Genomic DNA, 19,878 nt, shown 5'->3' with positions numbered 1-19,878 from the left:
TCCTCATCCAAGCAAAAGATGATTTTCACACAAAACAACATTCATTAGACACATTAGACACAACGAAAAAAGGAGTTAAAAATCCTAAGATTTTTAACTCCTTTTCTGATAATTCTTTGAAAATTATTTTGCCTGATAACTTCTAAATGCTTTTATTTAATTTTTCCTCCTGCTGCTTTGTAATACTCCAAAGCTTTAGCCATATTGGCATTCAGTCCGGCAATTCTGTTTTCAGCACCTGGGTGTGTTGATAAAAATTCAGGTGGTTTATTAGCTCCACTAGACGCCGCTTCCATCCTGTTCCAAAAAGGTACAGCTTGTCTTGGATCGTATCCCGCCATAGCCATTAGGTAAAGACCCATTTGGTCGGCTTCCGACTCTTGCTTTCTACCGTAAGCCAATAACGCTACTTGCGAACCCATAGGATACGCCTGTTGGAAAATGCTTTGTAATTGAGCATTGGAAATGGATGCCCCTAAAATAGCACCTCCATATTGGGCAATCATGGCTTGAGAAATTCTTTCGTTACCGTGACCTGCCAAAGCGTGAGATACTTCGTGACCCATCACTACAGCCAATCCGGTATCGTCTTTGGTGATGGGCAAAATCCCGGTGTACACAGCAACCTTACCTCCCGGCATACACCAAGCATTCAGTTGCTTGTCCTCTATCAGAGCAAATTCCCATTGGTAATTGGCCAAATCCCCTTCCCTTCCGATACTTTTATAATAATTGTTGGCGGCATTTTTTATCCTCATACCCACATTGGTCACCGACTTTGCCGCAGCGGTATTTTTGATAACTTTGGATTTAGAAAGCGTATTGTTGTATTCTTTCAAAGCCATAGTACTTAGCTCTGCATTGTTTCCAATTTGTAAGGAACTTCTGCCCGTCATGGGATTGGTAACACACGACACCAATGCAACTGACGCCAATGCATAACCAAAAAATTTTATTTTTTTCATAATCGGTATTTAAGATTCTAAATTAATAATTTTCTCACGATCAACAAAATTTATTCCACTTTTTCATGATTTGACCGATGTTTAGCATTAAATTTGTTGTGCTTTACAAAGCAACTCAACCTCAGGTTGTTAATTTTTAAAAAAAAGATTTTACCAAAAAACAGTGTTAATCATGAAAAGAACATTCATCTTAATATTTTCTGCAATTGCACTTCTTCAAAGTTGTGCTTCACAAATCTATATGGAACCCCAGGAACTGAATACAGCAATTCAATCCGATGAGTTTTCATTTGTTGCAAAAAGAGCCAACCCTACCAATTATGCAGTGATCAATACTATTAATTCCATTCCAAATTCTACAGCTACCCGAATTTTGGAATTGAGCACCGGTTACGGGCTGAGTCTAAAGAAAAATTTACTGGAGGTTAATTTACCCTATTTTGGAAGAGCGTACAAAGCCTCTACCAATCCTTCAGAAATCGGTTATCGTTTTGCATCAAAAGATTTTTATCTAAAAAAATCTGCAGGAAAGAACGGTAAAACGATCTACACCTTCGAGCCCAATGACAATACAGCAATCAGAAGAATCAGCATAGAAATATACCCTTCAGGATCGGCAATGGTTTCTGTAGACTCCAACGACAGACAACCGATCACTTACGACGGCTACCTCGAAAAATTTAAAAAATAATTAGATTTTTTTGAAAATGCTTTCAACAAACTCTGCCGCTTCTGTACTGGGATTGGCCAAAAGGTTGGAAGCATTTTTTCTGTGATGTTCATAATCCAAACTTCCGTAATTTCCGGTTTTGGTTTTCTGTAAAATTAGCTCTTGCACCCAATAATCAAAGCGTTTTTCAGCCTGAAGTTTTCTCACCTCATCAAATCTACCGGTCGATTTTTTTAGCTGAATATACGCTTCAATCTGAGCATAGACCTCATCCAAACCACGATGCTCCAATGCCGATCCCAGCAAAACAGGAATTTTCCAATTTTCTTCTTTAGGATGTATAAAATGCAAGGCCCGCATCAATTCCAACTTGGTATTTTTGGCTTTTTGAATGTTCTGATCATCGACCTTGTTGATGAAGATCAAATCTACCATTTCCATAATCCCCCTTTTAATACCTTGCAACTCATCGCCTCCACCAATAATTTTTAAAAACAAAAAAACATCAGTAATATCGGAGACCAAAACTTCACTTTGTCCCACACCTACGGTTTCGATTAGGATAAAATCATAACCTGCCGCTTCACAAATCAACATTGTCTCAAAGGTCGTATTGGCAACACCGCCTAAAAATCCGGAACTTGGAGAAGGACGGATGAAGGCATTTTTCTCTTTTGCCAATTCTTCCATTCTGGTTTTGTCCCCCAAAATAGAACCTTTGTTGAGAGCAGAACTGGGATCAATGGCCAAAACCGCAACTTTTAGTCCTTTTTTTATGGCAAAAAGTCCAAAACTTTCTATAAAAGTAGATTTTCCAGCACCTGGCACTCCAGTTATACCAATCCTAACCGATTGTCCGGTGAGAGGCATAATCATCTTTAATAAATCTTCGGCTTGTTCTCGGTGTTCTGGCTTTTTACTTTCGACCAAAGTGATTGCTTTACCCAACAATCGGGTATCTCCATTGATAATGCCTTGGTACAAATCTTTTGTTGAAACTTTCATCAAAACAAAAATAATATATATATTTGAAAGAATGTTTTAATTTGAAAGTTATGAAAAAATTATTTGTATTATCCGTTTTGGCAACTGCCTTTGTAATGTCGTGTACAACAAAGACCCAAGCAGGAACTGCTGCAACCAAGAAAGTTTCTAAAGAAGCATTAGCAGAAGGCAAAATGCTTTTTGAAAAATCTTGTGGTAAGTGTCACGATTTGCCAAAAGCAAAAGATTATTCTGCTGAAAAATGGGTGGGAATCATGAAGTCTATGGCACCAAAAGCAAAATTGGACGAGGCTCAATCAACTTTGGTTTATGACTATCTAACCCAAAACTAATTGAAAATAAGCCACCTCAGAAAAAGGTGGCTTATTTATTTTTTGACTTTCAAAACAATCCGTTGCCTTCAGGTTGTTCGTAGTAATGATCTATTTCTAATTGTGCAGACTGAGATGCCTTTACGGCCAATTGGTCACAAATTTCATTTTCAGGATGTCCATTGTGCCCTTTTATCCAGTGCAGCTTTGGCTGATGTTGCATGAAGAGTGGATAAAACCTTTTCCACAGGTCGGGATTTTTAACCTTATTAAAACCTTTTTTCACCCAACCCAATAACCATTTTTGGTTGATGGCATCGGCAACATACTTACTATCGGTATAGATGTGGACATCGTGTCCCGTGGAATTTAGGTTTTCTAAAGCCACAATGACCGCCAAAAGTTCCATTCTGTTGTTGGTGGTTTTTCTGTAGCCACAGCTGTAGGTTTTTTGATAATTTTTACCCACCACCCTCATCAGGATTCCATAGCCTCCTTTTCCGGGGTTTCCGCTACATGCACCATCGGTGAAAATCTCTATTTTCATGAATTGTTTTGTGAAAGTATCAGTACTATTCAATTTTTTTTAGAAAGGCATTCCTTCATCGTCGTCATCGTTCATTGATGAGGCACTTAGGTTGTTATTTCCTCCCATATTGAAGGCAGCACCAGGATCGATGGTGGTTCTAATTTTATCAAATCCAGAAGGCTCATTGTGATCCGAAAAATTAGAAGAACCGTAATTGTAAGTGGTAAGCGCTTCTAAATCGGCAAATTTACCCATGGTTTTTAAAAATGCCAAACGAACATCGTCCACAGAACCGTTTCTGTGTTTTGCAACAATGACTTCGGCTTGGTTTTCGGTTGAAGTCTGTGCGTCCTCCGGATCGTTATCCCAAGTTCCGAGTTTATAATATTCTGGTCTATAGATGAAGGAAACAATATCGGCATCTTGCTCGATGGCACCCGATTCCCTAAGGTCGGAAAGCTGAGGCCTTTTATTGGTTGCAGAACGGGTCTCTACCGATCTAGACAACTGTGAAAGGGCAATGACAGGGACATTCAATTCTTTAGCAATGGCCTTCAACGATCGAGAGATCATGGAGATTTCTTGCTCACGGTTTCCGGATCCTTTTCCTCCGCCGGCGGTCATCAACTGGAGATAGTCGACCATGATAATCTTCACTCCATGTTGCATCACCAATCTTCTGGCTTTTGCACGAAAGTCAAATATGGAAAGCGATGGCGTTTCGTCGATGTACAATGGGGCATTTTCCAATTCAGAAACATTGGTGAAAAGCCTTTGCCATTCGTCATCGGTTAGGGTTCCTTTTCTTAATTTTTCTGATGAAATATTGGTTTCAGAAGAAATCATCCTCGTAATCAACTGTACGGATGCCATCTCCAAGGAGAATAGAGCCAAAGGAATCTTGTGTTGTACAGAAATATTTCTGGCCATGGAAAGGATAAAAGCCGTTTTACCCATCGCTGGACGCGCTGCAATGATAATCAAGTCCGAGTTTTGCCAACCGCCTGTCAGTTCATCCAATTTTGTGAATCCCGAAGGAATCCCCGAAAGACCTTCTTTGTCTTTCAAGGCTTTGATGGACTCTATGGCTTGTTTTACCAAATCATTCGCTGTATCGAATCCTTTTTTGATGGTTCCGTTGGTAATTTCAAAAAAACTTTGTTCGGCTTTGTCCAACAATTCAAAAACATCGGTTGACTCTTTGTATGAACTGTCGATAACATTGGCGGATACATTGATAAGGCTTCTTAGAATAAATTTTTCCAAGATAATTCGAACATGATATTCGATATGCGCACTGGACGAAACCCCCATGGTGAGGTCAATGATATAATGATCACCTCCTGCTGTCCCCAATTGTTCACTTTTTTTAAGCTCTTGGATCACCGTAACCATATCCACCGGTTTACTTTCCAAATAAAGTTTGACAATCGTCGAAAAAATAACTTGATGTCTGGGATCGTAAAAAACTTCCGGAGTCAGCAAGTCAATGGAATAATCGAGTCCTTTTTTGTCAATAAGAAAAGTACCGATTACAATTTTTTCTAGATCAACTGCATTGGGAGGTAGTTTTCCATCGGAAATGGAAAGTTCTTTAGCAAAATTGCCGTGGGTAAGAGATGATAAGGTTTCCTTTTGTGCCATGAAACAAAGATAGAATATTTACACTTCATCTTCCGAATATTTAATCAACAATCATGTTCAATCCACATTCATATTACTGACTTACAAACAGATACAATGTTAATAAAAAAGAGACTGCCGCTGTGGCAATCTCTTTTTTTTATTTTGGGTTTTCATGTTAAATTTATTCAAAATTTTTCAACATAATCCATCCGGAATAGGTTACCGGAGTTTTATTGGCATCGTCTTCGTTCCAAGTAATAACATACCAATAGGTTCCGGTATTCAATCTTTTTCCTTGGAATTTTCCGTCCCATTTATAACCGTTGGTTTTATCGGCTACGGCAACTTTTTTACCATAACGATCAAATACAGTGAATTGAAGATTTTCTTTGTAAGCCAAAGCCGAATATTCTATTTCGTCATTCACTCCATCGTTATTAGGAGTGATGGCGTTCAACAGATTGGGTACAGTGATCTGTAAGGAAACAGGAATACAGTTGAAACTGTCTTTTAAATAGACCATATTCAAACCTCTTGGCAATCCAGAAAAAGTGTTGGAATCTTGCCAGTTGACACCGTCGATAGAGTATTTGTACGGAGCTACACCTCCTGTTGCGTTTATAACAATGGTGTTGTTGGTAATTTCTACATTTGAAATGATGGGAGCTACGGTTGCAACAACTTTTACATTTTGTTTGGTCACACAATTGTTCTTGGTAAGATTAACCCAATAGTTACCAACCCCTACATTATTGATGATTTGCGTAGTTGCACCAGTACTCCATTCGTAAGCGGTATATCCCGAACCGGCATCAAGGGTTGTCGTTTTTTCTGCACAAATAATTTTGTCCACCAAAACTGATGACGGTGCCGGAGCTGTAACCGAAAGGTTAATTTTAGCTAAATTATAACAACCGTTTGCATCCAAAACTTTCGCATAGATCGCTTTTGTTTCAGAAATATATGCCGTAGGATTTAGGATTTCATTGGCATTTTGGGCAGCATCATTGGTTGTAGGATAATACTTGATAACGGCTCCAGGAAGCGTAGTAACCACAGCATTGGTCAGGTTGAATACGGCTTTGGTAGGCGTATTTTCTATAAAACAAGATACCAAACTTGCTTCATTCACCTGGAACGATGGGAAATATTCTAAATTAATAGGTCCAGAATTGGTACAGTTTTGCGCCGTTGTTACCTTTACAAAAACCTGCTTTGGAGCGGTCGATTGATACGCATTAGGATTGGTAATTTGGTTGGTTCCTGCGTTCAAATCGGCCATGGTTGGGTAAAACTTTTTGGTTGCTGTAGGATCGTTGATTACAGCGGCATTGTTCAGATTGAAAAATCCATAACCGATGTTATTGTTGTTACACGCTTGTACCGTTGCCGGATTCAACGAAATGTTTCCATATACAAATTTTACCGGCCCCACTTTTCTACAACTGTTGATGATATTGTTGGGATCGTTAGGATCTTCGTAACGGATGCTGTAGTAATAGATCGATGGAACATTAATGGTTACCGGCATTGGCAAAGGATTGGCACCCGTAAGGGCATCGTTTTGATTGCTGTGATAGGTAATGATGAAGTTTTGGTTACCGTTGATAATTCCTGCATTCAGTTGTGTGAAATCATAAGTCGCTGTATTGACACACATCGGGATAAAACCGTCGTGGTTAGGTCCTGGAGCAATAATCGGAAAAGGCTGAACCCCAGGATTATCAAACGACGATGACAAAGTTGCAGTCCCGCCCCATGTTAGCGCAAAACCGTTTGTATTTGCAGAATAGTTATCGATGACCATGTAGTATGTTTGCCCAGGCAATACATCCAAATATTTACAATATCCTGTACCTCCTGCACCTTCTGTGATTACGGTAGAAGTCAGGCTAAGTCCTGTGGTATAAGTACCGTCATCACTTGGTGGGCCGTCATAAGAACAACGGATTGGTGTACCTTTGGTAGCACAGGTGACATTGGGTCCGTAAACCGCCCAGTCATAATCGGCATTACCATTCGGAACGATTAGAAAAGTCAATGTTCCGGCGGTATTCACGGTAAACTTATACCAAACCGAATAGTGCTCATTAGAAGATAGACAGCCCCCTAAAGTTGAGATCACTGAAAAAGTGAATTTTCAGGAAATATGAAAAAGAAGGAGTTGAAATCTTAGGATTTTAGCTCCTTTTTTTGTACCTTGATAAGGTCTTTTAAAGATAAAGAATGTTAGTCCAACAGCAAAAGATTCAGTTTAGTTCTTATTCCGATTTGTATGATTTAATCGTTCCGAAAGAAAATCTTCTTCGAAAAATTAATGATTTGATAGATTTTTCCTTCATCTACGATGAACTGTTGAATAAGTATTGTTTGAACAATGGTCGCAATGCGGAAAGTCCGGTGAAGATGTTCAAATACCTTTTGTTGAAAAGCATTTACTCGGTTTCTGATGTAGATGTGGTAGAGCGTTCCCGCTATGATATGTCTTTCAAATATTTTTTAGATATGGCTCCCGAAGATGATGTGATAAACCCCAGTTCACTTACAAAATTCAGGAAATTACGCTTGAAAGATACCGATTTGTTGAACCTTCTAATTGGTAAAACGGTAACGATAGCGATCGATAAAGGCATTATTAAATCCAGATCCATTATTGTGGACGCTACACATACTTTATCTAGATCGAATCCATTTTCAAGCATAGAAGTACTGAGAGAGCGTTCGAGATTAGTTCGTAAAACGGTTTATCAATTTGATGAAAACTTCAAATCAAAAATGCCGGTCAAGAATACTGAAAACGATCTGAACAAAGAATTGGCTTATTGTAGAGAACTTGAAAAATGCATAGAAGATGAGCCATCAATAAGTGAGATTCCGGCAGTGAAAGAGAAATTAAATCTTTTGAGGGAAACAGCCGAAGACACCGATGAACAGCTAACTTTCTCAAAAGACACGGATGCCAAAATCGGACATAAATCCGCAGACAGTTCCTTTTTCGGTTACAAAACACATTTGGCGATGAGTGAAGAGCGGATTATCACCGCAGCAGTGGTAACTTCGGGAGAAAAAGGAGACGGGCCTGAATTGCCAAAATTACTGCAAATGAGCCAAGACAACGGAATGGAAGTGGAAACCATCATTGGCGATTCGGCTTATAGTGGAAAAGAAAATCTGAAAATTGCCAGCGAACAGGATATAAAAATTGTTGCAAAGTTAAATCCATCCATTACACAAGGATGTAGGAAAGAAAAAGACCAGTTTGATTACAATAAGGATGCTGACAGATTTGTTTGTCCTGCCGGGCATTTAGCCATCAGAAAAGCCCATCAGAACAGAAAGAATGTCGGCAAAAATCAAGCTGATGTATATTATTTTGATGTTGAAAAATGTAAAGTTTGCCCATTAAGAGAAGGTTGTTACAAAGACGGAGCAAAATCTAAAACCTACTCGGTTTCTATAAAATCAGAATTACACCAAGAACAGATGGCTTTTCAGGAAAGTGATTATTACAAAGAAAAGTCGAAACACCGGTATAAAATTGAAGCCAAAAACAGTGAACTTAAAAATGTTCATGGTTACAAAAGAGCCACTTCTTATGGAATAGAAAACATGCAAATGCAGGGAGCATTGGCTATTTTCGCAGTCAATTTGAAGAGGATCCTGAAATTAATCTAAGAAAAAGAGAACAAAATCATCATCTTTAAAACTCAGCTCCAATTAAATCAAAACAAGCTTTACAAAACCCATTAAATTTAGAACTCCAAAAAATGTAAAGAGCTTATTACCGATTTTAAAGTCGTGTAATAAGCTCTTAATTCTTGTCTGAAATTAAATCTTATTCAAAATGAAGATGGTTTTTCAGTGACCTCAAGTTTCAGGTACATTTCCGTTTCCACTTGGGGTGTATGAAATTCCGGTATTTCCACAAACAGCCATTGCTGTTTCGCAATCGGACTGCGCATAAATAAATTGGGAAAACCAAATAAGTGTTAAGAGTACAATTTTCTTCATAAAAATAAAATGTGAACAAATTTATAAAATTTTCTGCATTTGATTGTTGTTTACACAGCAAAATGCTTTTGTTGATGCTTAGTTCCGATTTATTGTTCCATAAATCCTATGATTTATGCATTTTATTATGAAGCTGTATTGTTTCAAATTAAATAACTAGGGATGTAAACATAAAAAAATCAATAACGCTGGAGCATTATTGATTCTGAAGTTAATTATAAAAAATATGAAGTTTCTCTATTTTAATGCATAAAGCTCAACTCCATCCAGATCTTCTGTATGTTCAGAAATATCAAAATGTCGATGTTCATCTCTATACAAATAAATGTCTTGATTTTTTCTTTTTTTGGTTTTCATGATTCTATTCAACGCACATATACCCAATACGGTAAACAATCCAATACCTGCGGCCAAAATAATTTTTGTTTCGCTTTTCATAATTTCATTTTTTGTATCCAAACATTCGCAAAAAACATGCCTTTTTTATGCATGTTGTTTTAAATTTATGTTAATAAAAATCTAAACTTTGTTAATACTGACCATTTCAGATTTTCTAAGACCGAGATGATTTGAGAAATTCTCGTTACTTTTGCAAATTATTTTGTTTTATATGTCGGATATCATACAACTTTTACCGGATCATGTCGCCAACCAAATCGCTGCGGGCGAGGTGGTACAAAGGCCTGCATCTATCGTAAAAGAACTCATGGAGAATGCCATCGATGCCAAAGCCAGTAAAATAGAACTCATCGTTCGTGATGCCGGAAAAAACCTGATCCAAGTGGTGGACGACGGATTGGGAATGTCAGAAACCGATGCCAGAATGGCCTTCGAAAGACACGCAACTTCCAAAATAAAAAATACTGAAGATATTTTTAAAATCGCAACCAAAGGTTTTCGTGGCGAAGCCTTGGCATCCATTGCTGCGGTGGCTCAGGTGGAGTTGAAAACCAAAAAAAAAGAGGCCAGCATTGGAACAAACATCTATATTGAAGGGGGAACATTGCAGTTTCAAGAACCTGTACAGACGGTTGAAGGTTCTAATTTTGCAGTAAAAAATTTATTCTACAATGTGCCTGCCCGTAGAAAGTTCCTGAAAAACAACAATATAGAATTCAGGCATATTATTGATGAATTTCAACGCGTGGCTTTGGCTCATGACCAAGTCGAATTTGATTTGTTCCACAACGACGAACCCATTTTCAAACTCAGAAAAGGATCTCTCCTGCAAAGAATTGTTGATGTTTTTGGAAGAAAACTTCAACCGCTTTTGGTACCCATCAAAGAAGATATGGATTGGGTGAACCTTAACGGATTTGTCGCAAAACCTGAAGGTGCCAAAAAAGTTAGAGGCGAACAATTTCTTTTTGTAAACGGTCGATATTTTAAAAGCCCTTATCTGAACAAAGCGGTACAAGAAGCCTTTGATGGACTATTGCTACCGGGATACATCCCTTCTTTTTTCTTGTTTTTGGAAATGGATCCCGAGAAAATCGATGTCAACATTCATCCTCAAAAAACAGAAGTAAAGTTCGAAGACGAGCATCTGATTTTTGCATTGCTAAGATCTACCATCAAAAGAGCTTTGGGCATATACAACATTGCACCGAGTTTGGATTTTGAAAGGGATGCCAAAATGGACGATTTTTTTGGCGGAAAAACTCCTTCTATGCAAAATTTTAAGACCCCTGAAATTTCTGTAGATCGAACTTTTAATCCGTTCAAAGAAGAAAGCATCTCACACAAACATGCAGAAATCCAGAATCTGGCAGAACTGTACCATCAAAATATCGAGGCGGCGCCATCTAAAATCAACCTTTTCGAGGACGAAGATTTTGAAGAAGATCTGATGCGATTGCCCAACGGATATTGGGTTTTCAACAAGGGAGACCGAACACTGATGCTGGATTTGGGACGCATGCATCGTTTGGTAATTGCAAACGGTAACAAAGTGCAAAACAAAAGCTCGGTAAGCCATGCCCTCCTGTTTTCTTTGGAATATCACATGAACGAAATTGAAAAAAACAAATACAAATCCTTCAAAAAATACCTGCCGGATTTGGGTTTCCAAATGCATGTGGCGTATGAAAATGTCCTGAGGATAGATGCCGTCCCTGAAGGCTTGAAGGAAACTCAGGTGATGAAGTTTTTAGAGAACTTATTCGATATCTTGGAATACAAAACCGAAGAAGAATTTTTACACTTCTATGAAAATCAATGGAATAAAATGCAAAGCAAATCCAGATTTGATTTTATTTATAAAAATGATGCTGAAGATTTAATAAAAGATTTTACTAATTTAGGCTTCCCAGAATATTTGCCCGATGGCAAAAGGTGTTTTATCGAATTGCCGATAGACGATTTTAAAAATAAATTTTAAACTTATGTTTCAAAATATCCCTCCCATCACCAGAAACATCATCATCATCAATGTGGTGGTCTATTTACTTACCAATTTATTGATGAACGGTGCGTTGTACAATGTGCTCTCTGCATATTATCCTTTTTCTCCCAATTTTCATTGGTGGCAAATCCTCACACACATGTTTATGCACGCACCAATGGGCGAGGGAATCGGGATTACGCATATCCTTTTCAACATGCTTACTTTGTGGAGTTTTGGACCGGTTTTGGAGCAATCTTTAGGACAAAAAAAATATCTGTGGCTGTATTTTCTTTCAGGGATCGGCTCTTTTTTACTCTTTAACATTTGGAATTTCTACCAGGTAAATCATTTGGTCGGTCAATTGCAGGTTTTGGGTGTAGATGTTTCGGACATTTACCTAAAAGCAAAAATTGGCTATCAAGGAGATATGAACATTTCGGCCAACAGTCAGGAAGCGATTGACCTTTCCAGACAGTTGTTTTCGGATCTTAGAAGTCCGATGTTGGGTGCTTCTGGTGCTATTTTTGGAATTGTAGCTGCCTTTGCCACTCTATTTCCGGATGCCAAATTAATGTTCATGTTCATTCCTTTTCCTATTAAAGCCAAGATATTGTTGCCCATTATCATTTTGGTTTCCATATACCTCGGATTTAGCGGAAATGTGGGTGGTGTTGCCCATTTTGCTCATGTGGGCGGTGCACTTGTCGGATACATTATGGCTAAAATCTGGAACCGCAATCGATTTAGAATTTACTAAAGTTGAAACCGTTTAGATTTATTTTCACCCTCATCCATGTACTCCTCTTTTTCGTATTGATGGGTGTTTTGATGAACGCTTATGTTTCGCCTCTTTTTTTTCCGTATTTCAATCTGCTGTCCTTGGCATTTCCAGGGGTCTTAATTGTTTATGTTTTGCTTTGTCTGTTCTGGATGGTTCTTTGGAAAAAAAGAGCTTTGGTTTTCCTGATTTTAGGTTTGTTTTTTTATAAACCGGTCCTGAGTTGGGTTAATTTCAACACAAAATCCAAAGAAAATGCAACACTAAAGGTGGTTTCTTTTAACAATAAAAGTAAAAAGGATGCCGAAGAGTATTTGAACCATCAAAATGCAGACATCGTTTTTTTACAAGAATCCGGAACGGAAAACGCCAGCCGTCCGGAAATCAGACTGAAGTATGTTACCGATCACGATTGGCTTTTGTCCATCCACAGCCGATACAAAATACTTGAGCAAGGAATTTTATTTGACCCTAAAGAGTATACCGGGAATATGCAATATGCCGATGTGGAAATTGATGGACAACGCATACGCCTCATTAATATTTACCTAGAACCGTATTCTTTTGAGAAGAAGAAACTGCTAACCGATGGTGATTTTGAACAAGATGAAGCCAAGGCAAAGTTCATCATCAAACGGTTGCTGACCACCTACGAAACGCACGCAACACAGGTAGAGGAAATTAAAAAGTTTATCGAACAAACTCCGTATCCGATTATTTTGTGTGGCGATTTCAATGCCGTACCCAATTCTTACGAATATTATCAGCTGGTCAAAGGTCTGAACGATGGTTTTATAGACAGTGGATCCGGATTGTCCACCAGTTTTCACGATTATAAAATCCCCATCCGGATTGATTATATTTTCAGTTCAAAAACAATCAAAGCCTTGTCGTATAAGGTGGACAGAACGGTTCATATCTCCGATCATTATCCTGTAATTGCCCAATTCAAACTTGTTAAATAATGCAAAAATTCGTACTCGTTTTCACTCTCGCTGTTTGTTTTTCGTATTGTTCCGAAAATCAAAATGACCATGCCAATTATCCGGATGCCGTTTTTGTAGAACCCAAGTACGACACCACTCCGGTCGATTCTTTTTCTGCAGGTGCCACTTCTGCCGATGTCGCCAGAAGGATCAGGATGGCGTCGTCGTCCTATCAAGATTCTTTAAAAAAGGCTTTGCAAAAGGAAGCAGAACTGCTTAAACAAAAACAGCTGGAAGAAAAACTTAAAAAAGAAGTTGAAAAGTCTGTAAAAAAAGAAACGGCTGATGTACAAACATCAACCGCAGAATAAATTTATTGGTTCAGCTCCAACAAAGGATCTATAAATTCTCGGGTATTGCTCAGTCTTGGGACTTTGTTTTGTCCGCCCAATTTTCCTCTTTGCTCCATCCAACGATAGAAAAGATTATTTTTTGCCAAATGAACAATCGGCCTTTTCAGGGTCATGTTGTTGTATCTTTTCGCTTCATAGTCTGAGTTGATTGCCTTGAGATGGTTATCGAAAACTTCTATAAAATAATCCAAATTATTGGGCATTTCACCAAATTCAATAATCCATTCGTGGGCACCACTTTCGCCTTCTTTCATGTACACCGGAGCACCGGTATATTCTCTCACGGAAGCACCTGTGCTTTCACAGGCTTTGGTTAGGGCCGTTTCTACATTATCAATCATCAATTCTTCACCAAAAGCATTGATGTAGTGCTTGGTTCTTCCGGCAACACGAACGCGATACGGTTGTGTGGATGTAAAAATTACGGTATCACCGATCATGTATCTCCACAATCCACCATTGGTGGTGATCACCACGGCATAGACCTTCCCTATATCGACCTGATCCAGTGAAAGAGCTATGGGGTTTTCTTTACCAATCTCGTCCAACGGAACAAATTCATAGAAAATTCCATAATCCAACATCAACAACATTTCGTCGCTACCGGCTTGGTCTTGTATGGCAAAAAAACCTTCGGAAGCATTGTAAATTTCGTAATAATTGATGTCTTTGCCGATGATTTTCATGTACTGATCTTTGTACGGCTTAAAGCTGATTCCTCCGTGGAAAAAGACTTCTAAATTGGGCCAAATTTCGGTAATATTAACCGCATTGGTTTCTTGGATTACCCTTTGCAAAAGCACCATCATCCAACTCGGAACTCCGGTAAGGCTGCCCACATTTTCATTTTTCACTTCAGCGACTATGGCTTTTAGTTTCGTTTCCCATTCGGACATCAAAGAAACTTTTTTGCTGGGTGTGGTGGTCATCTCTACCCAAAAAGGAAGGTTATCAATTAAAATTGCTGATAAATCTCCAAATTTGGTGTTGAAATTTTCGTACAATTCGGCACTACCTCCTAATCTCAAATTTTTATTAACAAAAAGTTGGTTGCCCGGATGATTGTTGGCATAGATGGAGACCAAATCTTTTCCCGCTTTCATGTGGCAGAACTCCAAACTTTCATCGGTAATGGGGATGAATTTGCTCTTCGCATTGGTGGTCCCAGAGGATTTTGCAAAATTTCTGATTTGTCCAGGCCAAATTACATCCTTCTCGCCTTGTCTGGCTCTTTCAATGTAGGGCTCTATCCCCTCATAACTCACAATTGGGACTTTGTTTTTGAAATCTTCGTAGGAAGAAATGCTGTTGAACCCAAATTTTTTACCATACACCGTGTCTTCGGCATGATACAATTGGGAAAATAGAACGCCATTTTGAGTATCGATGGGATAATCGATAAAATGCTGAATTTGATCTATCCTTTGCTTGATAAACCAATTGACTACCGAATTGAAAAGTGCTTTTGTTGCCATTAGGACAAAGTTAATTTTTTTTGCAACTCGACCAAGTTTTTTAAGCTTTAATTTGGCATGATGCTTTTCATCTTCTCGTTCATTCATAAATTAATGTTTATTTTTGGACATAAATTTTTTTAAAATGAAAATTCAAAAACAATTAGGACGAACTGCCGTGATGCTTTTTGCATCGGCTATCGCGGCAAACACCATCAATGCGCAACAAATGAAATACCCTACCACCCATAAAATAGAACATCAAGACACCTATTTTGGTTCTGTGGTGCAAGACCCGTATCGATGGTTAGAAGACGATCGATCTGTCGAAACCGGCGCTTGGGTCAAGGAAGAGAATAAATTTACCCAAGATTATCTTTCACAAATCCCGTTCAGGGAACAGATCAGAAAGCAATTGAATGACATTTGGAATTATGAAAAAATTTCGGCGCCATTTAAAAAAGGAGATTACACCTATTTCTACAAGAATGATGGCCTTCAGGCTCAATCTGTATTGTATAGAACGGATAAGAACGGAAAAACAGAGGTTTTCCTGGATCCCAATAAATTTTCAGAGAAAGGAACCACTTCCATGTCCGGAATTTCATTCAACAAAAAAGGCACATTGGTGGGATATTCCATTTCTGAGGGCGGCTCGGATTGGCAAAAGATCATTATCATGGATGTTGTATCCAAGAAAATATTGGACGAACCCATCGTGATGAAATTTTCTGGTGCTTCTTGGCTCGGGGACGAAGGTTTTTACTATTCAACCTACGATCAACCAAAGGAAGGGAGCATGCTTTCCGGGATTACCGATACCCAAAAAGTATATTTTCATAAATTAGGAACCAAGCAGAAAGAAGATAAATTGATCATCGGCGGCGAAGATTTCAAAAGAAGATACATGAGCGTTAGCGTTTCCGATGATCAGCGATTTTTGATTTTATCCGCCTCCAACACCACCAACGGAAACGAATTGTACATCAAAGATCTTAAAAAGAAAAAAACCGATTGGGTAGCGATACAAAAAGGGTTTGATAACAACTCTCATGTTTTGGACACCAAAGGAGAAACCGTCTATCTGAGTACCGATAAGAATGCACCGAATAACAAATTGGTGAAATTCAACATCAACAAGCCCGAACAATGGGAAACGGTAATTCCAGAGACCGACGAGGTACTGAGCCTTTCTACCGGTGGTGGTTATCTTTTTGCCAAATACATGAAAGACGCCCTAACTTGGGTGAAGCAATTGGATTATTCCGGAAAATTAGTCTGTGAGGTCAAATTGCCCGGAAACGGCACTGCCAGCGGCTTTGGAGGGAAAGACAGCGAAAAAGATCTCTACTATTCTTTCACCAATTACATCACTCCACCTACGACTTACAAATACAATGTAGAGAAAGGAACTTCTGAGATTTATCAAAAACCAAAAGTGAATTTTAACCCAGAAGATTATGTTTCGGAACAGGTTTTCTACACCTCAAAAGACGGAACAAAAGTTCCCATGATGATCTCCTATAAAAAAGGACTAAAAATGGATGGGAAAAATCCAACGATACTTTACGGTTACGGAGGTTTCAAAATTAGCCTTACCCCATCGTTTTCTGTGGTGAATGCCGTTTGGATGGACAACGGCGGGATCTATGCCGTACCAAATCTTAGAGGTGGTGGCGAGTACGGAAACAAATGGCACAACGCAGGAACCAAAATGCAAAAGAAAAATGTTTTCAACGATTTTATTGCTGCAGGTGAATATTTGCAAAGCAAAGGCTACACTTCCAAAGACTACATGGCACTTTCTGGCAGATCCAACGGCGGACTTTTGGTAGGAGCAACCATGACCATGAAACCGGACTTGGCAAAAGTCGCTTTCCCAGGTGTTGGGGTATTGGATATGCTTAGATACAATAAATTTACTGCAGGTGCGGGCTGGGCTTACGATTACGGAACGGCCGAAGACTCCAAAGAAATGTTTGAATATCTAAAATCCTACTCACCGGTGCACAATGTGAAGAACACTGTTTGTTACCCTTCTACCATGATCATCACCAGCGATCACGACGACAGAGTGGTTCCGGCGCATTCTTTTAAATTCGGTGCCGAACTTCAGGCAAAACAAAGCTGTACACAACCGATCCTGATACGAATTGAAACCAATGCCGGTCACGGTGCCGGAAGAAGTACCGCCCAAGTCATTGGTGAAAATACCGATTTGTTGAGTTTTGCTCTTTTCGAAATGGGAATTAAATCTTTAAACAAAAAATAAACAGAGTTCTTAAAGAATGTCTGAATCATAAAATCCGCTTCTTTTCAGGATGCGGATTTTTATATTTTTTGAAAGAAAATTAAACTAAACTTCCATAGTTACGACATAACCTTCGTGATTTCGGATGTTGATGACTTTACCTTCGTCAAAACAAAGATATTGACCTTTAATACCTCTCAGAACACCTGAAAATTCGGGGCTTTTATCCAAAGTGAATGCTACAATTTTTTCTGGTGCCTCGTAGGGATAATCCAATCGTGTAATTTCTTGCTCATCGGTATAGAATTTCTGACTTTCATCCGAAAAATAGGCTTTCACTTTATCGCGAAAATCCGCCAGATCCACATCGCTTTCCAACGCTGCAGACAGCATTTTTTTGTAATTGGTTTTGTCAGCCAAGTGTTTTTTAAGCTCCACTTCAATAACGCCGGCTTCGTACCGGTTTTCGGTTCTCGCAATGGGGATGGCAAAGGTCGCACCTTGATCGATCCATCTCGTTGGGATTTGATTTTCTCGGGTAACGCCTACTTTTACATCGCCTGTGTAGGCCAAATATACAATGTGAGGCTGAAGTTGTATTTCTTTTTCCACTTCCAGATTTCGCTCTTCAATACCCAAATGAGCTTTGGACAATTCGGGTCTGATGATGGTTTCGCTGGCATACGGACTTTCAAAAAAACATTTTTTACAGAATCCCATTCGGAAAATGGGTTGTTCGCTACCGCATGACACACAGTGATAGCCGGTATGCTGAAAGCGAATATCCTTCCCAATCAATTGGTTCATGCTGATTAAGTCGTTGTTCAAATTCAAAAAATATTGAATGGGATTTCCCATTTCGGAAATCATTTTTTTTAGAGTGCCTTGAAATATCATGGTGTGTAAATTCTTGGGTAAAAATAATAAAACACCGCAAGAATCATTGTTTCAACGAATACTATTTTCAGAGCTCTGCTATTTTTACAAAGTAAATTTAAGGCTTTTATATTGATAATCAACATGAAACCGTGATTTTCAATTCAATATTAATCTTTTCTAAAAAAGTCAATATATTTGCGAAAAAGCATCAAATGACATATCTTGTAACTGGAGGGAGTGGTTTTATAGGCTCTCATTTGGTAGAACATCTTCTGGAAAATGGACATTCTGTCATCAATATAGATAATTTTGACACATTTTATAAGTATCAAAATAAAATTCTGAATACTTTAGAAAGTATCGGTCAAGACATTGATTTTCAGTTTGAAGAAAGAGAAAAAGACCTTCAGAAATTGGAGAAAATTGTAAAATCGGACAACTACACTCTTTATTATCAAGACATTAGAGATCTAAATGGTCTAAGAAACATTTTTAAAAATCATTCGATAGACATGGTGATTCATTTGGCGGCATTGGCCGGAGTTCGGCCATCGATAGAAAGGCCTTTGGATTATGAAGAAGTCAACCTAAGAGGAAGCATGAATCTTTGGGAACTGTGTAAAGAATTTGATGTTAAAAAATTTGTTTGCGCCTCCAGCTCAAGCGTTTACGGAAACAACGACAAGGTGCCTTTTTCTGAAAACGATCCTGTTGACCGACCGATTTCGCCCTATGCTGCGACCAAAAAATGCGGAGAAATTATGGGTCATGTTTACCATCATCTTTATCATTTAGATCTAATTTTCCTGAGATTTTTCACCGTGTACGGACCAAGACAACGACCGGATTTGGCCATTAGAAAATTCACGCAATCCATCATCGAAGGAGATAAAATCCCATTCTACGGCGATGGCAAAACCGCCAGAGACTACACCTTTGTCAATGACATAATCGACGGGGTATTAAAGTCCATTTCATATTTAGAAAGCAACACGAAAGTTTATGAAATCATCAATCTTGGTGAAAGTGAAGTGGTTAGCTTAGACAGAATGCTTTCTACCATTGAAACCGAGTTGGGCAAAAAAGCCGACATCAACCCGTTGCCCATGCAACCTGGTGATGTGCAGAGAACCAATGCCGACATCGACAAGGCAAAAACCATGATCGGTTATGCACCAGATACAACATTCCAAAATGGCATAAAAAAATTTGTGGAATGGTTTTTGAGAAAACAACGCTAATGTTTTTTTAATTATTTTGATTTTATCTTAGCAAACCGCTAAAAATCAGTACGAAAAAACTTTGATTATTAACCTATTTTTATACTTTTGCAAAAAAAATAATTTTTATGTATTGGACATTAGAATTAGCATCATACCTGAGCGACGCTCCTTGGCCAATGACCAAGGCAGAACTAATTGATTATGCCATCCGTACAGGGGCACCAATGGAAGTGGTAGAAAACCTACAAGCCATTGAAGATGAGGGAGAAATCTATGAAAGCATCGAAGAGGTGTGGAGCGATTATCCTACAGACGAAGACTTCCTTTGGAACGAGGATGAGTACTAAAAACGATTGGCACTTGGCTTATTGTCATTTGCCTTTTTTTAATTTTTAGTCAACAGTCTTATTATCATTCGGTTACTCAATCGAAAGACCAATCATTGAATTAT

General features: G+C 38.6%; 19 protein-coding genes. 10 read left to right on the top strand and 9 right to left on the bottom strand.

Going from position 1 to position 19,878, the window contains the following annotated elements; all coding sequences use genetic code 11:
* Positions 1 to 152: 152 nt before the first annotated feature.
* Positions 153 to 965 carry a M48 family metallopeptidase gene (locus H9Q20_RS06825; RefSeq protein WP_187477345.1) on the bottom strand — a complete coding sequence of 271 codons (813 nt, stop codon included), beginning with the start codon at positions 963 to 965 and terminating at the stop codon, positions 153 to 155.
* Between the two features lie 172 nt (positions 966 to 1,137).
* Between H9Q20_RS06825 and H9Q20_RS06820 the strand changes: the two genes are divergently transcribed.
* On the top strand, positions 1,138 to 1,656 hold the full coding sequence (locus H9Q20_RS06820; RefSeq protein ID WP_187477344.1) for a DUF4251 domain-containing protein: 519 nt from the start codon (positions 1,138 to 1,140) through the stop codon (positions 1,654 to 1,656).
* Here H9Q20_RS06820 and meaB read toward each other — a convergent pair whose 3' ends face one another.
* On the bottom strand, positions 1,657 to 2,640 hold the full coding sequence (meaB, locus tag H9Q20_RS06815; RefSeq protein ID WP_124640379.1) for a methylmalonyl Co-A mutase-associated GTPase MeaB: 984 nt from the start codon (positions 2,638 to 2,640) through the stop codon (positions 1,657 to 1,659).
* 50 nt (positions 2,641 to 2,690) lie between these two features.
* Here meaB and H9Q20_RS06810 point away from each other — a divergent pair, with 50 nt between their 5' ends.
* A complete protein-coding gene (locus tag H9Q20_RS06810) occupies positions 2,691 to 2,972 on the top strand; it encodes a cytochrome C (protein WP_124640381.1) in 282 nt (93 codons plus the stop codon).
* 49 nt (positions 2,973 to 3,021) lie between these two features.
* Here the strand turns inward: H9Q20_RS06810 and rnhA are convergent, their stop codons facing one another.
* The 3 genes from rnhA to H9Q20_RS06795 form a co-directional block, all read right to left on the bottom strand.
* Positions 3,022 to 3,498 (bottom strand): ribonuclease HI, encoded by a 477-nt coding sequence (rnhA, locus tag H9Q20_RS06805; RefSeq protein WP_187477343.1) that lies wholly within the window; start codon positions 3,496 to 3,498, stop codon positions 3,022 to 3,024.
* Between the two features lie 39 nt (positions 3,499 to 3,537).
* Complete coding sequence (gene dnaB / locus H9Q20_RS06800; RefSeq protein WP_124640385.1) at positions 3,538 to 5,124, bottom strand: replicative DNA helicase; 1,587 nt, start codon at positions 5,122 to 5,124, stop codon at positions 3,538 to 3,540.
* A gap of 163 nt (positions 5,125 to 5,287) precedes the next feature.
* On the bottom strand, positions 5,288 to 7,231 hold the full coding sequence (locus tag H9Q20_RS06795; RefSeq protein ID WP_187477342.1) for a T9SS type B sorting domain-containing protein: 1,944 nt from the start codon (positions 7,229 to 7,231) through the stop codon (positions 5,288 to 5,290).
* A gap of 101 nt (positions 7,232 to 7,332) precedes the next feature.
* On the opposite strand from H9Q20_RS06795, the gene H9Q20_RS06790 reads away from it, so the two are divergent.
* Complete coding sequence (locus H9Q20_RS06790) at positions 7,333 to 8,781, top strand: IS1182 family transposase (protein WP_187477341.1); 1,449 nt, start codon at positions 7,333 to 7,335, stop codon at positions 8,779 to 8,781.
* A gap of 192 nt (positions 8,782 to 8,973) precedes the next feature.
* On the opposite strand, the gene H9Q20_RS06785 is transcribed toward H9Q20_RS06790, so the two are convergent.
* Both H9Q20_RS06785 and H9Q20_RS06780 read right to left on the bottom strand, forming a co-directional pair.
* On the bottom strand, positions 8,974 to 9,117 hold the full coding sequence (locus H9Q20_RS06785; protein ID WP_187477340.1) for a hypothetical protein: 144 nt from the start codon (positions 9,115 to 9,117) through the stop codon (positions 8,974 to 8,976).
* Between the two features lie 237 nt (positions 9,118 to 9,354).
* On the bottom strand, positions 9,355 to 9,555 hold the full coding sequence (locus tag H9Q20_RS06780) for a hypothetical protein (protein ID WP_124640389.1): 201 nt from the start codon (positions 9,553 to 9,555) through the stop codon (positions 9,355 to 9,357).
* Between the two features lie 172 nt (positions 9,556 to 9,727).
* Here H9Q20_RS06780 and mutL point away from each other — a divergent pair, with 172 nt between their 5' ends.
* From mutL to H9Q20_RS06760, 4 genes are read left to right on the top strand one after another with little or no spacing between them, the layout of a single operon-like run.
* Entirely contained in the window at positions 9,728 to 11,497 is a 1,770-nt protein-coding gene (gene mutL / locus H9Q20_RS06775; protein ID WP_187477339.1) for a DNA mismatch repair endonuclease MutL, read from the top strand.
* A 4-nt stretch (positions 11,498 to 11,501) separates the two neighbouring features.
* Complete coding sequence (locus H9Q20_RS06770) at positions 11,502 to 12,260, top strand: rhomboid family intramembrane serine protease (RefSeq protein ID WP_124640393.1); 759 nt, start codon at positions 11,502 to 11,504, stop codon at positions 12,258 to 12,260.
* A gap of 2 nt (positions 12,261 to 12,262) precedes the next feature.
* Positions 12,263 to 13,246, top strand: coding sequence for an endonuclease/exonuclease/phosphatase family protein (locus H9Q20_RS06765; protein WP_187477338.1), 984 nt, complete (start codon positions 12,263 to 12,265; stop codon positions 13,244 to 13,246).
* Entirely contained in the window at positions 13,246 to 13,578 is a 333-nt protein-coding gene (locus H9Q20_RS06760; protein ID WP_124640397.1) for a hypothetical protein, read from the top strand. Before H9Q20_RS06765 ends, H9Q20_RS06760 begins: the two co-directional genes overlap by 1 nt.
* 2 nt (positions 13,579 to 13,580) lie before the next feature.
* On the opposite strand, the gene H9Q20_RS06755 is transcribed toward H9Q20_RS06760, so the two are convergent.
* Positions 13,581 to 15,095: a GH3 auxin-responsive promoter family protein gene (locus tag H9Q20_RS06755; RefSeq protein ID WP_124640443.1), complete on the bottom strand. Its 1,515-nt coding sequence runs from the start codon at positions 15,093 to 15,095 to the stop codon at positions 13,581 to 13,583.
* Between the two features lie 208 nt (positions 15,096 to 15,303).
* Here H9Q20_RS06755 and H9Q20_RS06750 point away from each other — a divergent pair, with 208 nt between their 5' ends.
* Complete coding sequence (locus H9Q20_RS06750) at positions 15,304 to 17,346, top strand: prolyl oligopeptidase family serine peptidase (RefSeq protein ID WP_410369587.1); 2,043 nt, start codon at positions 15,304 to 15,306, stop codon at positions 17,344 to 17,346.
* A gap of 84 nt (positions 17,347 to 17,430) precedes the next feature.
* On the opposite strand, the gene H9Q20_RS06745 is transcribed toward H9Q20_RS06750, so the two are convergent.
* Entirely contained in the window at positions 17,431 to 18,222 is a 792-nt protein-coding gene (locus H9Q20_RS06745; RefSeq protein WP_124640401.1) for a DUF2797 domain-containing protein, read from the bottom strand.
* A 194-nt stretch (positions 18,223 to 18,416) separates the two neighbouring features.
* Here H9Q20_RS06745 and H9Q20_RS06740 point away from each other — a divergent pair, with 194 nt between their 5' ends.
* Together H9Q20_RS06740 and H9Q20_RS06735 are read left to right on the top strand one after the other, a co-directional pair.
* Entirely contained in the window at positions 18,417 to 19,445 is a 1,029-nt protein-coding gene (locus tag H9Q20_RS06740) for a GDP-mannose 4,6-dehydratase (protein ID WP_187477336.1), read from the top strand.
* A 107-nt stretch (positions 19,446 to 19,552) separates the two neighbouring features.
* On the top strand, positions 19,553 to 19,774 hold the full coding sequence (locus H9Q20_RS06735) for a DUF2795 domain-containing protein (RefSeq protein ID WP_002662059.1): 222 nt from the start codon (positions 19,553 to 19,555) through the stop codon (positions 19,772 to 19,774).
* The last annotated feature ends 104 nt before the right edge of the window (positions 19,775 to 19,878 follow it).

It is taken from the genome of Amniculibacterium sp. G2-70, from assembly GCF_014353055.1.
Lineage (GTDB): Bacteria > Bacteroidota > Bacteroidia > Flavobacteriales > Weeksellaceae > Amniculibacterium > Amniculibacterium aquaticum.
Note: the sequence above shows the minus strand (reverse complement) of the source record. Positions and strands in the feature narration are given on the sequence as shown.

Excerpts from the sequence above, each read along its gene's own strand:
- H9Q20_RS06770 (WP_124640393.1), top strand. The coding sequence starts at position 11,502 with ATGTTTCAAAATATCCCTCCCATCACCAGAAACATCATCATCATCAAT.
- H9Q20_RS06825 (WP_187477345.1), bottom strand. The coding sequence starts at position 965 with ATGAAAAAAATAAAATTTTTTGGTTATGCATTGGCGTCAGTTGCATTG.
- H9Q20_RS06780 (WP_124640389.1), bottom strand. The coding sequence starts at position 9,555 with ATGAAAAGCGAAACAAAAATTATTTTGGCCGCAGGTATTGGATTGTTT.
- dnaB (WP_124640385.1), bottom strand. The coding sequence starts at position 5,124 with ATGGCACAAAAGGAAACCTTATCATCTCTTACCCACGGCAATTTTGCT.
- H9Q20_RS06740 (WP_187477336.1), top strand. The coding sequence starts at position 18,417 with ATGACATATCTTGTAACTGGAGGGAGTGGTTTTATAGGCTCTCATTTG.
- H9Q20_RS06750 (WP_410369587.1), top strand. The coding sequence starts at position 15,304 with ATGAAATACCCTACCACCCATAAAATAGAACATCAAGACACCTATTTT.
- H9Q20_RS06755 (WP_124640443.1), bottom strand. The coding sequence starts at position 15,095 with ATGGCAACAAAAGCACTTTTCAATTCGGTAGTCAATTGGTTTATCAAG.
- H9Q20_RS06745 (WP_124640401.1), bottom strand. The coding sequence starts at position 18,222 with ATGATATTTCAAGGCACTCTAAAAAAAATGATTTCCGAAATGGGAAAT.
- H9Q20_RS06820 (WP_187477344.1), top strand. The coding sequence starts at position 1,138 with ATGAAAAGAACATTCATCTTAATATTTTCTGCAATTGCACTTCTTCAA.
- H9Q20_RS06790 (WP_187477341.1), top strand. The coding sequence starts at position 7,333 with ATGTTAGTCCAACAGCAAAAGATTCAGTTTAGTTCTTATTCCGATTTG.
- meaB (WP_124640379.1), bottom strand. The coding sequence starts at position 2,640 with ATGAAAGTTTCAACAAAAGATTTGTACCAAGGCATTATCAATGGAGAT.
- rnhA (WP_187477343.1), bottom strand. The coding sequence starts at position 3,498 with ATGAAAATAGAGATTTTCACCGATGGTGCATGTAGCGGAAACCCCGGA.
- mutL (WP_187477339.1), top strand. The coding sequence starts at position 9,728 with ATGTCGGATATCATACAACTTTTACCGGATCATGTCGCCAACCAAATC.
- H9Q20_RS06760 (WP_124640397.1), top strand. The coding sequence starts at position 13,246 with ATGCAAAAATTCGTACTCGTTTTCACTCTCGCTGTTTGTTTTTCGTAT.
- H9Q20_RS06735 (WP_002662059.1), top strand. The coding sequence starts at position 19,553 with ATGTATTGGACATTAGAATTAGCATCATACCTGAGCGACGCTCCTTGG.
- H9Q20_RS06785 (WP_187477340.1), bottom strand. The coding sequence starts at position 9,117 with ATGAAGAAAATTGTACTCTTAACACTTATTTGGTTTTCCCAATTTATT.
- H9Q20_RS06810 (WP_124640381.1), top strand. The coding sequence starts at position 2,691 with ATGAAAAAATTATTTGTATTATCCGTTTTGGCAACTGCCTTTGTAATG.